Origin of the sequence: Methanococcus voltae, from assembly GCF_017875395.1 — an archaeon.
GTDB lineage: Archaea > AGJL01 > Methanococci > Methanococcales > Methanococcaceae > Methanococcus > Methanococcus voltae_C.
In genome coordinates this window covers 35,291-50,529 of sequence record NZ_JAGGMO010000001.1, presented here as the reverse complement: position 1 = coordinate 50,529, position 15,239 = coordinate 35,291, and the positions used below count along the sequence as shown (strand labels likewise).

The window sequence follows — 15,239 nt, the reverse complement described above, 5'->3', positions numbered from 1 at the left end:
TTTAATATAAATTTAGTATCTATTTAATACCTATTTTTCTTATTGAATTACCGAATAATCCCAATAATTTTAAAGTATAATTTATTACATAGTACATAATAAATTATATAATATATAATAATATTGTATATGTATCAAATAAAAAGTAATAATTATTGTGAAAAAATGCGGAAAAGTAAAAAAGCGAATCAAAATTTAAGAAACATTGTAATTGAAAGAATTGACATTTTAATGAATCTTGCTGAAAAAGAAACTAAAAGGGGAAACACGGATAGAGTAAAAAGATACGTTACATTAAGCCGAAAATTAGCAATGAAAATTAGAATGTCATTCCCTAAGCAATGGAAAAGACAGGTATGTAAAAATTGTGACTCTTTCTTAATTTACGGGTTAAACTCTACCGTTCGTACAAATCCAAAAGAGTCCTGTGTAACCATAACATGTTTAGAATGCGGAAATATTGTTAGAATTCCCTATGTAAAAGAGAAAAAGCTCAAAAGACAGTTAAAATATAAAGAAAGGACTGAAAATTCAAATTTAATTGAAAATCCTGCTGTAGACAACAATTAAATATTTTTATAATTGTCATATATTAAAAGTATTATAACTTTTATAATTTATTTTAATTTTTTACTTTTATTTTTTAATTTTCTTTTTTAATTTTCTTTTTTATCCATAGGTATATATAAAATAAGCTACTTATAACTGAAAACTACTTTAAACACACGATATTTCGATATTAGACAAACTAATGGCGAATTTATCTGTTAAATTTAGAACTTAGTATTGATAGTTATAAATATGATAACTTAAATAAATAGATTAACAAATAAATAACTAGTTAATAATCAATAAGCAATTACTATGTAAATAATAATTGTAAATAATAATTGTAAATTAAAATAATAAATAATAAATTATAAAAAAATAATAAAAATAACAAAAAAACAAATTTATTTTTGTGTGAGTGAAATGTGTTCAATAACTGGAGTAATCTCAAAGGATGATGACCCCTCGAGTAGTCGTAATACAGAGAGGCTGCTTTTAACAATGACAAAAATACTGAAGCATCGGGGTCAGGATATGTCAGGTATGATGCTTGATGACGATGTAATCTATTTTAAGAATTTTGATGAATTAGAAGACGAAAGTATACATAATTCAAAGTTTAGCTCAAGTAGAGTTCATTTAGGTCATAATAGACTTGCAATAGTGGGTGAAGCTGTTCAACCATTACCTAATTGTGACGAATCCATATGGATTGTATGTAACGGTGAAGTTTACAATTATATGGAATTAAACGATGATTTGTGTGAAAAACACTGTTTTAAAACTGATACTGATACTGAAGTGATATTACACGCATATGAAGACCATATCGAAGATAGACTCGATGGTGATTTCGCATATGCAATATATGACAAGGAAAAAAATATTGTAGTATTACGTAGGGATCTAATGGGTGTCAAACCACTTTATTATATGGATTTAGAAAATCATTTCGTATTTGCATCTGAAAAGAAGGCTTTATATTACGCATTAATGGAATTAAAAAATTATACGTATGAAGAAGCATTTAATTCAGAAGTAATAAAGCGTTTAAACCCAAATAGTGAATTAATTTATCATTTAGATAATAATGAAATTGCAATTCATGAAAATTTGGAAGAAATCGTTACAGAATATTATAATTACAATTATAATACGGTAAATTATGATTACAAGTACTGTAGAAATGAATTAAACAACGTACTTAATCAATCTGTAAGTAAACGTGTAAGGGGCTTAGAAAAAGTAGGTATTATCTATTCTGGTGGTGTAGATAGCACACTTGTAGCAAAACTAGCATCTGAAAACTGCAAAGAAGTTATACTTTATACTGTAGGTACTGAAGGCTCAGAAGACGTTTATTTTGCAGAAAAAGCTGCAAAGGATTTAAATTTAAAGCTTAGGAAAAAAATATTAACTGAAGATGACTTTGAAAATTACTTGCTAAAAGTTGCTAATGCAATTGACGAATTAAACGTTATGAAACTTGGCGTAGGTATCCCAATATTTGCAGCTTCTGAAATGGCAAAAGAAGATGGAATAAAGGTTGTATTATCCGGACAAGGTGCTGATGAGCTTTTTGCAGGTTACAACCGTTATAAAAGAACACTCGCTGAAAAAGGAAAAGAAGGACTCGAAAAAGAACTTTACCACGATTCTATGAATATCTATAAAGTTAATTTGGAAAGAGACGACCACTGTACCATGGCGAATGGTGTAGAATTGAGAGTTCCGTTTTTAGATAAAAACGTTGTAAATGTGGCTCTTTCAATGCCTGTCGAGTACAAAATTACAAAAGACGAAGACGCTGAAAACAGTAAAAATGAACATTGGAAAAGGATTCTTAGGGACGTTGCAAGGGATTACGTGCCAGATTACATAGCAGACCGTCCAAAAAAAGCAGCACAATACGGTAGTGGTAGTGAAAAAACCATTTACCACGTTGCAAGAAGTCACGGTTATTCAAAAAGAAATATTGAAACTTTCTTAAAAGATTATGTATTCAATAAAATGGAAGAAAATATAACCCAATACTTAAATCCCGATAATCAAGACCAAGAATTTGAAAGTTCTGAATTCGTAGATTCAAAAAATATGGACAAAATAAATAATTTGAAAAAATCAAATAATTCAAAAGTTATTAAAGATGGCATTAAATATGCCTAGTTAATATTTTATTTTTTTATTATTTTTAATATTTCTTAATTTTATATTACTTTTTATTTTTATATTATTATAATACCATACTATTTTTATTCATGATATAACTTATAAATTTTTAAGTATTCCATCGTAGGAGATTTCTGCACCGCCTTTCATGTAAACGTCATTACCATTATTTACAATTTCGATTTCTAAGTCTCCACCATCAAGATGTGCAAGTACTTTGCAACCTGTCTTACCTAATTTTTCACAAACTGCAACAGATGAGGTTGTACCAGTACCGCAAGCGGTTGTATATCCAGCACCTCTTTCCCAGGTGATTATTTGTATTTCATTTTCATTAATTAGGTTTATAAAGTGCACGTTTATCTTTTCAGGGAATGCGGAGTGACATTCCATGTAACCGCCTAATTCATTTAAATTTTTACGTATAAATTCCACATCTAAGCTGTTTTCCTGAAGAATTATAACCGCGTGAGGGTTCCCAACGTTTGCCACACTAAGTTTTAAAGCTTCTTTACCGATTTTTTTAAGACATTCGCAATTTACAGGTAATTCTAAGTTCATAAATTCCAAATCTTCTGCAATATCTTCAATAGCCATTGGAATATCTTTCATAGCGTATTTTGGATTACCCATATATACCCTAACGTTTTTCACGAAATCTTTATTTAATTCGTCAAATTCCATTTCAGAAATCCTTAAACCGCCTTCACTCTGAACTCTTAATGGATTATTTTTAAAATCAGTTCTTTCATGCACATATTTTGAAAAGCATCTTATGCCATTTCCACACATTTCCGCTTCGCTTCCATCACTGTTAAATATCCTAAATCTAACGTCTGCATCGTAATCGATTTCGATTTCTGAAGGCTTTTGAACGAAGATTACTCCATCAGCACCAACTGAAAAGCCTCTTTTACATATTTTATTTGAGAATTCGCCTTTTAATTCTTCCGGAACTACCAAATTATCTAATTCATTGAATACAATGTAGTCATTTCCAAGTGCGTGCATTTTTGTAAATTCTAAATTCATATATTCTTTTAATTCCATAAATTCGTTAAATCCGCTAAATTCCATAATTTCACCGTCCAATAATTATATTGTTTATAATCTTATAATTGTATATTTTAATACTTATTTGAGCATATATTATATTTATATATTGAATTAAAGTACTATTAACTAATTTCAATATTTAAAATTATCTAAACTTTAAAATTAAAATTAAAATTAAAATGTAAATACAATAGTGTAAATGGTAATACTATGGTTAATCAAAATTTAAAACTAAAATTTAAAGCAAAAGGTCATAAAAACGTTAAATCAACACATAAAAGTACTTTAGAAATAACAAAAGAAGATTACCTAACACCTGCAGGAGATTGCATAGTAGCGATAAATTCAAGCATGGCAATAAATGATTTGCCCGAAGAATTTAAAGAGCAATTAAAGCAAGGTAAATCTTTAAAAATTACATTAGAGTGCAAGAATAACAAAACTAACGAGATTTACATAGATACAATTATTTCAAAAGGTTCAAAAGATTTAATCCTTAATCACGATACAGATATGGTTATACGAAAAAGTACGCACATATGTCCAAGAACTTTATCTATAAACGCAGATAAAAGCGCAAAAAATTTAAACCGAGATTTGATAAACTGTTTAGAAGAAGAAAATGAATTATTAATTGAATTTGAAATAATTTAGGTAAATAATTTAGGTATGGAATCGCTATATTAATATTAGCGGTAGAATCTTTCCCAAATTTCAACTAAATCATCAATGTGTAGTTGACCAGGTGCAGAGGCTTTTTCTTTGGAAACTGTGCAGAATGTAATCATAGAACCAAATTGCGGACCGTGAACTCTTGTAATTTTACCCAACTCCCCCATACCTATTGCAATTATTTTGGGCTTATACCAACTACAGGCTCGAAGTATGTTACAATTTTCCCTATTTTGGCATATCGCAGTTGCTATTTTGGCAATATCTCCATATTTGTACTCTTCTTCAATAATCCCACGTATTACTGAAAAAGCATCGGTTTTCATAAAATCGTGGTATGAAACTATGATTTTAGTTGTAGAACCCTTAGTATCTCGATAATTTTTAAGTTCTTCCTTTACTCTTTCTAAATTTTTATGTTCTATATCTATATATTCCACATTGAAATCTATTGCACGCTTTAATATGCCCAAACTACCTAATACGCTTTCTTTTTCATTATTCCATTTTCCACCTTCCCAATCCCATCGAACTGTAATTATTTTTTCACAATCACATTTAAGAATTTTTTCAATGTTTTCAATCGATAATTCGCTTTTATTTAAATAATCTAATCTAAATTCGTACATGTGAGGCACATTTTTAGAATATACTTTATCATGAACATCTTTTACAAATTTTAAAGATTTTTCAACGGTTTCTTCCATAACAGATACGCAAATCTTAAATGATTCACTATCTGCAAATTTTTCAACTTCTCCCATATTTTCCATAATCCACCTTCCCAAATTTATTTTTAGTATTATTATTTTATATTTTATTTTTAGTATTATTTTTAGTATTTTGTTCTTATTTATTTTCTTTAGCATATTCTGGTTTACTAAATTTATTTGTGACTACTTTTCTAATATTTTTAGCAGTAATCTCTCCAACTCCTTCAACAGCCATTAATTCACGCTCTGAAGCTGTAAATACATCTTCAACGGTATCAAATTTCGTCAATAGATTTTCAGCCATTATTGGGCCAACATCTGGAAGCCCTTCAACAAGGAATTTTTGACGTTCTTTTGTTGACATCGGTCTTTTACCATATCTAATAGCAATTGGTCTTTTTTCTTTAAGTTGCTCCCGTTCTGCTATCCTAACAAGTATATCAACGGTTTCTTGAACATTTTTGGTAAATACTATTGGTATTCCATAATCCACCATAATTGAAAGTATCATGCCAGTAATCGCATTTTTGTTTAATCTGTAGAATTCATCTCCTTCGATAATTAATAGGGGCTTTTCATATTTTTTTAAGTCTCCAAGCTGTTTAAATAATCTTTTATCGATAATGGAGCCCTCAAAGTCTTCTGCAGTTTTTCTCTCAATTGCAACTCTATCACTTAATATATAGTCCCCTATTTCAAGAGTTTTAAACTCTACGTTTGCTTTATCTAAAAAATACCTACCTATGCCTCTTTCCCTAGTATCTACAATAATTGTAGCCATTTTAGTATTTTTAGTATTTTTGGGCTTTAAAGTTTCATTGGATATATTTTCTACTTTCTCTAAGTTATCTAAGTTATCTAATTTTTCTACTTTCTCCAATTTTTCCAAATCTTCTTTTTTAGCTGTTTTATCTTTTTTAACACTTTCAGATTTCACTACATTCATTAAATCAAGATATTTGGGTTTAGATTCCTCTTTTTCATCGATAACAACTGTTTTTTCAATTTCTTGATTTTCTTTGTATTTTTTAATATTTTGAATTTGGTCAATTTTACATTGTTCAAATTCGTCTAATTCATTATTTTTAAGTTTTTTAATCTCGCATAGCTTTTCGTTAAGTGTTTTTTGCATATCTTTAAGAATATTTTTCATGCTTTTCTCTTTAGCAATTGCAGCTCTATAATAACCCTCGTCACGTGTCCCTTTTGCAATAAGGATTATTACTTCTCCCCCTTCTCCTCTCATAACACGTCCACGACGTTGAATAAACCTAATTTCTGAAGGTACTGGCTCATAAAATACCACGTAGTTAACCGCAGAAATATCCATACCTTCCTCGGATACGCTAGTAGACACTAAGACGTCTATATCTCCTTTAAATTTAGCAATAGCTTTTGATTGCTCTTTCTGAGACATTCCCTTACCATCTTTGTTACTTTGACCTACAAACATTAAAGCAGGAATATTCCGTTCTTTTAAACTATCTACAATCTTTGAAACGGTATCCCTATACTGTGCAAAGACAATTACTTTTTCTTTCTGTGCAACAGCTTCCGAAACTACTTCTAACAGTGTATCTAACTTTGGATGTTCTATATCTGTTTCATTTATCATATTCACTATTTTTTTAATATCGCGGTCGCGGTATATTTCCTTTGCAGATTTCGTGTTTTGAGAGGCTAATTTATCATAGTAGTTCAAAAAGGCATCTTTTCCTTGTGTTTCAAGTGTTTCAATGAGATAATCTATTTTTATGGCTTCTGAATTTACCTTTAATAGCTGAAACTTATTTTTATCATCCATCATCATTATTTTTTTATTCAACACTAATAAATCCGTTTTATTTACATTAATCGTATATATGACATTGTGTTCCTTAAGTACTTTTAAACGCTCGTTCAATGATTTTTTTAATAGTTTTAAAGCTTCATTGTATTCTTCAGGAAGTTCTACACGTTTAGGTTTTAATTTGGCTTTAGCAATGTATTGCTTAACGTCTAAATCATCTTCAGTACGTATTTCCACATGTTCAATACCTAAATTCTCACATACTTCAAGAATTCTTTCAATATTAGAGCCTGGAGATGCAGTTAATCCTAATATATGGGTTTTTTCTCTAAATACGTTACCTACAAACGTATATGAGTGATTACCCGTGGTATGGTGTGCTTCATCTGCTACAAGTATTGAAAAATCATTTGGATTTAATCTTGTAGCGATAATGTCATTTTCCACGACTTGAGGTGTAGAAATAAATATACGTCCGTTTTCCCATAATTCTTGACGTTTTAATGGTTGAACTTTCCCATTTAAAATTAATATCTCATCTTCGGGTACGTTTAAGAATTTTTTAAGGCTTTCATAGTGTTGTTCTACAAGTGGACGAGATGGTGCAATAATAAGCGCTTTACCGCCTTTTTTATGCAAAATACCCGCAATTGTTAGTGTTGCAATAGCGGTTTTCCCCAAACCTGTACCTAAAACACATAATGTATTTGTTTTCAAGGCATTTGCTACAATCATCTGCTGATATATACGAGCTTGGATTGTATTTTTCTTTATAAAAGGGTGAGTATTAATAAAATTGGGTAATTCTTCCTTTGAGTTTGAATTTTTCAAAATAACACCTAATAAATAATAATTAATTATGATAACATATGTTAGTATATTTTATATTTTTATTATTAAATATATTTATATATGTAATTTATTTTATTTAACAATAGATTTAACAATGGATTAAACTTAGAATTATGGTGATATTATGAATACCTATGGAAATTTATTTAGGGTTACAGTATGGGGCGAAAGCCACGGAAAAGCACTGGGTGCAGTAATAGATGGATGTCCCTCTAATTTAGAGCTTTCAGAAGCCGATATTCAAAAAGAATTAAATAGGCGTAGACCTGGCTATAGTATTTTTTCAACGCCCCGTAAGGAAGAAGATAAGGTAGAAATCCTTTCGGGAATTTTTGAGGGCAAAACCACGGGAACACCAATATCTGCATTAGTATATAATACTAATCAGAAATCTAAAGATTATTCGGCTTTAAAAGACACGCCAAGGCCTGGACATGCAGATTTAAATTACATTCTTAAGTATGGTAATTACGATTATCGAGGCGGTGGTCGTACAAGTGGCAGAACTACAATAGGACACGTTATTGGTGGAGCAATCGCAAAAAAATTGTTAAATAATGAAAAAATAACCGTCTTTGGGCATTCTATCAAAATTGGAAAAATTAACGGCGATATAAATTATTATGATAATCTATATGAAAAATTAGATAATAATAAGAATAATACTAATAATAACTACACTGACAAAATTATAAATGATTTGGACAATAATCCACTTAGAACTTTATCAACTAATTATAAAGATATGGAAAAATACGTTTTAAACGCAATGGAAAATAATGATAGTGTGGGCGGAGTCGTAGAGTTGATAGTTTTAAATGTACCTCAAGGAATCGGCGAACCATTATTTAATAAGCTAAATGCTAGAATTTCAGAAGCTTTAATGTCTGTAAATGCTGTTAAAGGCGTTGAAATTGGGCGAGGCTTTGAAGTATCTGAGCTTTATGGTAGCGAAAATAACGATGAATATTATTATACGGAAAATGAACATGAAAATGAACATGAGGGTCAAATAAATTATAAATCTAACAACTCTGGTGGCGTAATTGCAGGAATAAGCACTGGTACACCCATTGTAATCAGGGTAGCAATAAAACCAACTCCTTCTATATTCAAAGTGCAGGATACTATAAATTTAAAGACTAAAACAAACTCAAAACTTAAAATAGAAGGTAGGCATGACCCTATTATAGTCCCTAGGGTTATACCGGTTTTAGAAAGTATGATTTCCATCGTAATCGTAGATTTATTAAAAGAAGCTAATAAAATTTAATTTTTATTTTTTTATTTTTTTATTTTTTTTATTATTTTATATTATTTTTTAGTTTATTTCATAATAAATTTTTAGGTTAATTGATAGATTATATTATATAAATACTATAATGAATATAATTTATTATGGATATGAGGGGGATAACAATGACTTATTCATCAAGAAAATTAGAGGACATAAGACATAGTATTAAAAAAGAAAAGGATTCTATACTTAGGATTAGAGTTTTAAGAGTAGTTGTGGGGATATTGATATTAATAATAGCCTATCTATTGACTAACGATGTAGGTATATACTCTTGGTTAGGTGCAATTTTTATAATTTTTATAATTTGGGCTTATATTTCAGGTAAACTTTCGGAACGCTGTAAAATAGTTGAGCATCTTCAAAATCTCGAATTGATGCATGTCGAAGAAAAAGAAGATGATTTGTTTAGGGATGAAGAAGAATATTCAGAGCCAGCTCTAAAAACAGAGGAAGATACTACAAAAGATGACGAAATAAAAAAGATAGAAGATATTGAAAATACTGAAGAACTTAAAGAAGATATCGACATATTAAATTCTAAAAAAGAGTAATTAATAAGATTAATTAATAAATGCTACTAATAACTTATAATACTAAATTATAACAATATATTTTTTTACAAGTCAATTTTATAACATCTTTATTTATTAGTTTTTTTGTTAGTTTTCAAGTTTAACAATTCCATTATTTCCATCAACGACAATTTTATCGCCGTTTTTCATTTTGGATATGTCAACATGGTCTACAAGAGGTATTTTGCCTAAAATAGCGCCTGTAGCTACAATAGGTTCACAATCCTGGTTAACTATACCTTTAAGTAATCCTTTTTTTGCAAGTCCGTATATAACATATGAACCTACGGTACTACCTTTTCCAGTAGGGAACACAAATATTTTGTTTGCTATGCTTTTTCCGTATAATTCATTTTCTTTATCGGTAACAATACCCTCTTCACTAACTCCTCCTAAAAATGAAATCGGACTATTGGATATAATAATTTCTCCCTCTGCATAGCCTTTTGAAATAATTCTACCTTTTAATTCTTCCAAATTATCACGCACCTAAATCTTAATATTCCTATATTCTATATTTTTATATTCCCATATTCTTAATTTAATAATAATTTAATAATAATTTAATCTAATCCTTTAATTCTTCTAGTACCATTTCAACAGCATTTACAAGTGAATTTTTAACTTCTTCTGTTAATCCAACTTCTATGTCTGGCATAGTAACCCTTTTAGCCTGACAACCAACGATTACAATTTCAATACCAGCTTCTTTAGCTTTTAGTAAATAATCGGACAATGGCATATCATGAGCATCAAAATTATATTTGTCAATTTTAGTTAAGTTTTCGATACCTAATTTTTTCAATGTTCCAGGTTCTAATTTAAAATCAATAATATCTACAATGATTATTTTTTCAACTGGGCAATCTTCGTCCATGATAGACATAAGATAGTAAGGTGCTCCCGTACCTGCATCAATTAAGCCCACATCTTCGGGTAACTCCATTTTTTCAAGTAAACTTATAACTTCGTAACCAAAACCGTCATCGGCAAATATCATATTGCCACATCCAATAACGAGTTTTTTAAATTTTAAAGAGTCTGGTATCATAATATCACGTAATTAATCCATAATTTAATAATTTTAATAAGTTTAATAATTTTAATCTTTAAATATATGTAATTATGATATATGCAACATTTCATATAATAATAACTAATAACAAGTAATAATACTTATTATTAACGAGAAATATAAATAATTGTTTATATAGGGAATTTGGATTTAGAATTTAGAAGTTATCATATTCAAATGTAAATTAAAATTATTTAAATCGGTGAATTTATGGATATAATACCAATTAAGGATGTAGAAAGTTTCAACAATGTTGTAAATTTGATAAAATTAAAAATAGATAATTATAATGGCACTATAAGGCTAATTACCCACCACGACCCAGATGGTCTTACTTCAGGGGCAATATTAATCAAAATGTTAATGAGAATTAACAAACAATTCCACATAACTGTGATAGAAAATTTAAACGATGAAAAAATCGAAGAATTTAAAAAAGAAGCATCCTGTAGAAATGACCAATTGTTTATATTTTCAGATATGGGGAGCGGTCAAATTGATAAAATCATAAATGCTAAGTTAAACGCTATTATTTTAGACCATCACCCTGTTAAAATACAAAAATATATAATTGACGAAGAAAAAAACAATAATAATAATAATAATAATAATAAGAATAATAATCAAATATTGCAGTTAAACCCATTGTTAATGGGTGTAGATGGTTCAAGAGAGCTTTCAGGTAGTGGAACTTGTTATTTATTGGCAAGAGCTTACGGTTTTTGCGATTTAGCACCTATTGCATTAATTGGAGCTATTGGAGATATGCAACATAAACCATTTTTGGGTTTAAATAAGTTCATACTCAACGAAGCAAGACAAAATCGCCATATAAAGATAATGAGGGACTTAATATTCAATTGTTTTAACATAGAAATCAATAAAACAATTTATTACTCTACACAGCCTTATTTAAATTTAAGCAATGGAGAAATTGCCGAAATATTGAATAACGCTGAAATTAACCCAAATTGTAAAGCACTTTCGATAAATGAAAAAGAAAATTTAATAAACGAATTAAATAAGCATTTCCTAAATAGATTACCTTTAGAGTGTAAAAATTCAGATATAATTCAAAAAATAAATGAAAATAAGTTAAAAGACTTAATAGTAGAAAGAATTTTGATAAATACTGAAAGTAAAGAATTAGGGGCTTTTAAAAACATAGGAATAAATGATGCTTATTACTTATCTGAAATTTTAAATGCTTGCGGTAGAAAAGAAGAAACAGCATTAGGATTAAGTATATTACTTGGGGACAAAAAAGCAATTGAAAAAGGAAAAGAACTATTCCGAGAATACAAAATTGAAGTTATAAACGATTTAAAAACCACTGAACTCAAGGAAATGGAAAATTTAAGATATTTTATAGGTAATAAGGGAAAAACTGGAATAATTGCATCGTTAATGATTACTGATAAACCAGTTTTAGGTTTTAATGAAGAAAACGATATTTACAAAGTATCTTCAAGAGGAAACCGAGAATTGGTTGAAAATGGATTGAATTTATCCGAAGCTATGGGTTTAGCTAAAAAATACGGTGGAGATGGTGGAGGACACAACGTAGCCTCTGGAGCAGCAATTAAAAAAACAGAGATGGAAAATTTCTTAAATGAAGTCAATGTTTTAATTGGAAAACAGATGAAAAACCAAAATTAATAAAACAAAATTAATTAAAGCCATAATTTTCCTATTTTATTTTTACTATCGATTTTTTTACCTATTTTATTACAGATATTATTATGTAATCTATATATACAAAAAAGTCAAATATCTATTTAAATTATTTAGAATCTTTTAAAATCATTTAATAAATTATTTAATAAATTATTTAAAATTTAAGTCAATTGGTGAATTTATGAAATTACACGAATATGAAGCAAAGGCAATATTCAAATCATACGGAATCCCTGTTCCAAACAGCAAAGTTACAGACAAAAAAATAGAAAATATCGATAATCCTGTTGTTGTAAAAGCTCAAGTACTCGTAGGCGGTAGAGGAAAGGCTGGCGGGATATTATTTGCAAACAACACCCAAGAAGCAAATGAAAAAATCGAAGAATTGTTAAATAAAGATATCAAGGGCGAAACAGTAGAAAAAGTACTTTTAGAAGATATGATAAACATCGAAAAAGAATATTATGTAGGTATTGTTATTGATAGAAACAATAAACAGGCTGTAGTAATGTTCTCAACCGAAGGCGGTGTAGATATCGAACAAGTAGCTGAAAAATCCCCTGAAAAAATTATAAAATACTACGTTGACTTCGATAAAGAATTCCAACCATATATGGCAAGAAATATGTTAATAAGAGCAGGAATTCCTTCAAAAGAAATCTCAAAAATTGCTACAATTATATCAAAACTTTACAAAGCATTCGAAGATATGGACGGTTCTTTAATTGAAATTAACCCATTAGTGGTTACAAAAGAGGAAACAATAATTGCAGCAGATGCAGTATTTAATTTAGACGATGATTCCTACTACAAACACGATTTTGCCAAATTTGAAGAATACAGCAAGCAAGAAAAATCAGAATTCGCATACGTTGATTTGGATGGAGACATAGCAGTAATTGGAAATGGTGCAGGTTTAACCTTAGCATCTATGGACATTGTTAAAAATTCCGGTGGTGAACCATCCTGCTTTTTGGATGTAGGTGGCGGTTCAAACAGTGAAACCGTTCAAAAAGCATTAAGAAGAGCTTTATCAAAAGAAGGAATTAAAGGTGTATTTATAAACATTTTAGGTGGTATTACCAGATGCGATGAAGTTTCAAAAGGTATTGTAGAAGTTTATAAAGATTACCCAAATGTTAAGTTTGCTGTTAGATTAATGGGAACAAACGAAGAAGAAGGTAGAAGAATATTGAATGAAAACGGAATTTCATTTGAAACTACCATGGATAACGCAGCTAAAAAATTAATGGAAATCATACAATCTGAATAACTAAAATATATTAATTCTTAATTCCCTAATTCTTAATTCATTATTTTACTTTTTTAGTATTTTTTCAGTATTAAATTAAATAATTAATTTTATATTCTTAAACCACAAATATATTTTAAAATTTGATTTTTATCAATAATAATGTAAAAAATATATTACCAATAATGTAAACAAGATATTAATAAAATGCAAATATACAAATAATACAGATAATACAAATTTGACTTAATGAGGCGGGATTTTGTCACAAAAAACTGAAAAAGCAAATATATCAAGAAATATACCAATTGCTAAGCCATTGGTAGGCGAAGAAGAAATACAAGCGGTTACTGATGTATTAAAAAGTGGAATGTTAGCACACGGTACAGAAGTTGAGGAATTTGAAAAAGAATTCGCCAACTATCAGCAAACTAAACATGGTATCGGCGTTACAAGCGGAACTGTGGCTTTAGACCTTGCTTTAAAAGCTTTAAAACTATCGCATGGCGATGAAGTTATAACAACACCATTTACATTTATAGCTTCGAGTAATTCAATATTATACCAAGGTTCAAAAGCCGTTTTCGCAGATATTGACGAAAATACTTATAATATCGACCCGGAACAAGTAATGGAAAAAATAACTCCAAATACAAAAGCAATAATCGCAGTTCACCTTTTTGGACAGCCTGCAGATGTTAAAGCACTCAAAGAAATTGCTGAAGACCACAATATATATTTAATTGAGGATGCAGCACAAGCACACGGCGCAGAATACAATAATAAAAGAGTAGGTGGATTTGGAGACTTTTCAACATTTAGTTTTTACCCTACGAAGAATATGACAACTGGAGAAGGCGGTATTGTATTAACAAACGACGATGAGTTATGCAATAGGGCTAAGCTTATAAGAAATCATGGACAGTCTGAAAAATACTTACACACTGAATTAGGTTATAATTTCAGAATGACAAGCATATCTGCTGCAATTGGGAGAGTACAACTTAGAAATCTAGATAATTGGACTGAAAAAAGAATAAAAAACGCTAAATTATTAAATGACGGTCTTAAGGATGTTGACGGTATTGTAACACCATTTAAGGATAAGAATGCAAAACACGTTTATCACCAATACTGTATTCGTGTCGAAGACGAATTTAAGTTAGAAAGAGACGAATTACAGAAATACCTAGCTGAAAAAGGTATTGGTACAGGTATTCACTACCCAATCCCTGTGAATTACCAACCGATTTACGAAAAATTAGGATATGATAAAGACTGTGAAAAATCAAAGTACGCATCAGAACGAATTTTAAGTTTACCGGTTCATCCATCTGTAACCGAAGAAGACATTGAATATATAGTCGATGTTTTCAAAAATATTTAATAAATTATTTTGAATTATTTAACTTATTTTAATTTTTTTATTTATTTTTTAATAGTTTACAATACTACTTTCATTTTTTATACTATATTTTTATGAGATTATTAATTAAATTTCGTAGATTTTATTAATCTTTATATAATATAAATAGCAATTATTAAAAATACAATTAAATTATA

13 protein-coding genes are annotated in these 15,239 nt (G+C 29.1%); 8 read left to right on the top strand and 5 right to left on the bottom strand.

Annotation, left to right across the window (positions count from 1 at the left end; genetic code table 11):
* The first annotated feature begins 165 nt into the window (after window positions 1-165).
* Together J2127_RS00195 and asnB are read left to right on the top strand one after the other, a co-directional pair.
* Window positions 166-570, top strand: a complete 405-nt coding sequence (locus J2127_RS00195; RefSeq protein ID WP_209731461.1) for a ribonuclease P protein component 4 — start codon at window positions 166-168, stop codon at window positions 568-570.
* Between the two features lie 402 nt (window positions 571-972).
* A complete protein-coding gene (gene asnB / locus J2127_RS00190) occupies window positions 973-2,715 on the top strand; it encodes an asparagine synthase (glutamine-hydrolyzing) (RefSeq protein WP_209731460.1) in 1,743 nt (580 codons plus the stop codon).
* 102 nt (window positions 2,716-2,817) lie between these two features.
* Here asnB and dapF read toward each other — a convergent pair whose 3' ends face one another.
* Window positions 2,818-3,750 (bottom strand): diaminopimelate epimerase, encoded by a 933-nt coding sequence (dapF, locus tag J2127_RS00185; protein ID WP_209731822.1) that lies wholly within the window; start codon window positions 3,748-3,750, stop codon window positions 2,818-2,820.
* A gap of 234 nt (window positions 3,751-3,984) precedes the next feature.
* On the opposite strand from dapF, the gene J2127_RS00180 reads away from it, so the two are divergent.
* Window positions 3,985-4,428: a DUF371 domain-containing protein gene (locus J2127_RS00180; protein ID WP_209731459.1), complete on the top strand. Its 444-nt coding sequence runs from the start codon at window positions 3,985-3,987 to the stop codon at window positions 4,426-4,428.
* Between the two features lie 35 nt (window positions 4,429-4,463).
* On the opposite strand, the gene aroD is transcribed toward J2127_RS00180, so the two are convergent.
* Complete coding sequence (gene aroD / locus J2127_RS00175; RefSeq protein ID WP_209731458.1) at window positions 4,464-5,219, bottom strand: type I 3-dehydroquinate dehydratase; 756 nt, start codon at window positions 5,217-5,219, stop codon at window positions 4,464-4,466.
* A 76-nt stretch (window positions 5,220-5,295) separates the two neighbouring features.
* On the bottom strand, window positions 5,296-7,683 hold the full coding sequence (locus tag J2127_RS00170) for a DEAD/DEAH box helicase (RefSeq protein ID WP_245326417.1): 2,388 nt from the start codon (window positions 7,681-7,683) through the stop codon (window positions 5,296-5,298).
* A gap of 241 nt (window positions 7,684-7,924) precedes the next feature.
* Between J2127_RS00170 and aroC the strand changes: the two genes are divergently transcribed.
* Together aroC and J2127_RS00160 are read left to right on the top strand one after the other, a co-directional pair.
* Entirely contained in the window at window positions 7,925-9,073 is a 1,149-nt protein-coding gene (gene aroC, locus J2127_RS00165) for a chorismate synthase (protein ID WP_209731456.1), read from the top strand.
* Between the two features lie 146 nt (window positions 9,074-9,219).
* Window positions 9,220-9,651, top strand: coding sequence for a hypothetical protein (locus J2127_RS00160; protein ID WP_209731455.1), 432 nt, complete (start codon window positions 9,220-9,222; stop codon window positions 9,649-9,651).
* A gap of 108 nt (window positions 9,652-9,759) precedes the next feature.
* On the opposite strand, the gene J2127_RS00155 is transcribed toward J2127_RS00160, so the two are convergent.
* Together J2127_RS00155 and frhD are read right to left on the bottom strand one after the other, a co-directional pair.
* On the bottom strand, window positions 9,760-10,149 hold the full coding sequence (locus tag J2127_RS00155) for a DUF126 domain-containing protein (RefSeq protein ID WP_209731454.1): 390 nt from the start codon (window positions 10,147-10,149) through the stop codon (window positions 9,760-9,762).
* Window positions 10,150-10,240: 91 nt separating this feature from the next.
* Window positions 10,241-10,723, bottom strand: a complete 483-nt coding sequence (gene frhD / locus J2127_RS00150; protein WP_209731453.1) for a coenzyme F420-reducing hydrogenase, FrhD protein — start codon at window positions 10,721-10,723, stop codon at window positions 10,241-10,243.
* A gap of 234 nt (window positions 10,724-10,957) precedes the next feature.
* On the opposite strand from frhD, the gene J2127_RS00145 reads away from it, so the two are divergent.
* From J2127_RS00145 to J2127_RS00135, 3 genes are all read left to right on the top strand, one after another.
* Window positions 10,958-12,406, top strand: coding sequence for a single-stranded-DNA-specific exonuclease RecJ (locus J2127_RS00145; protein ID WP_209731452.1), 1,449 nt, complete (start codon window positions 10,958-10,960; stop codon window positions 12,404-12,406).
* Between the two features lie 199 nt (window positions 12,407-12,605).
* Window positions 12,606-13,697, top strand: coding sequence for an ADP-forming succinate--CoA ligase subunit beta (sucC, locus tag J2127_RS00140; RefSeq protein ID WP_209731451.1), 1,092 nt, complete (start codon window positions 12,606-12,608; stop codon window positions 13,695-13,697).
* Window positions 13,698-13,938: 241 nt separating this feature from the next.
* Window positions 13,939-15,063, top strand: coding sequence for a DegT/DnrJ/EryC1/StrS family aminotransferase (locus J2127_RS00135; protein WP_209731450.1), 1,125 nt, complete (start codon window positions 13,939-13,941; stop codon window positions 15,061-15,063).
* Window positions 15,064-15,239: the final 176 nt, after the last annotated feature.

Excerpts from the sequence above, each read along its gene's own strand:
- asnB (WP_209731460.1), top strand. The coding sequence starts at position 973 with ATGTGTTCAATAACTGGAGTAATCTCAAAGGATGATGACCCCTCGAGT.
- J2127_RS00160 (WP_209731455.1), top strand. The coding sequence starts at position 9,220 with ATGACTTATTCATCAAGAAAATTAGAGGACATAAGACATAGTATTAAA.
- aroD (WP_209731458.1), bottom strand. The coding sequence starts at position 5,219 with ATGGAAAATATGGGAGAAGTTGAAAAATTTGCAGATAGTGAATCATTT.
- J2127_RS00145 (WP_209731452.1), top strand. The coding sequence starts at position 10,958 with ATGGATATAATACCAATTAAGGATGTAGAAAGTTTCAACAATGTTGTA.
- aroC (WP_209731456.1), top strand. The coding sequence starts at position 7,925 with ATGAATACCTATGGAAATTTATTTAGGGTTACAGTATGGGGCGAAAGC.
- J2127_RS00170 (WP_245326417.1), bottom strand. The coding sequence starts at position 7,683 with ATGATTGTAGCAAATGCCTTGAAAACAAATACATTATGTGTTTTAGGT.
- sucC (WP_209731451.1), top strand. The coding sequence starts at position 12,606 with ATGAAATTACACGAATATGAAGCAAAGGCAATATTCAAATCATACGGA.
- J2127_RS00195 (WP_209731461.1), top strand. The coding sequence starts at position 166 with ATGCGGAAAAGTAAAAAAGCGAATCAAAATTTAAGAAACATTGTAATT.
- dapF (WP_209731822.1), bottom strand. The coding sequence starts at position 3,750 with ATGAATTTAGAATTTACAAAAATGCACGCACTTGGAAATGACTACATT.
- frhD (WP_209731453.1), bottom strand. The coding sequence starts at position 10,723 with ATGATACCAGACTCTTTAAAATTTAAAAAACTCGTTATTGGATGTGGC.
- J2127_RS00180 (WP_209731459.1), top strand. The coding sequence starts at position 3,985 with ATGGTTAATCAAAATTTAAAACTAAAATTTAAAGCAAAAGGTCATAAA.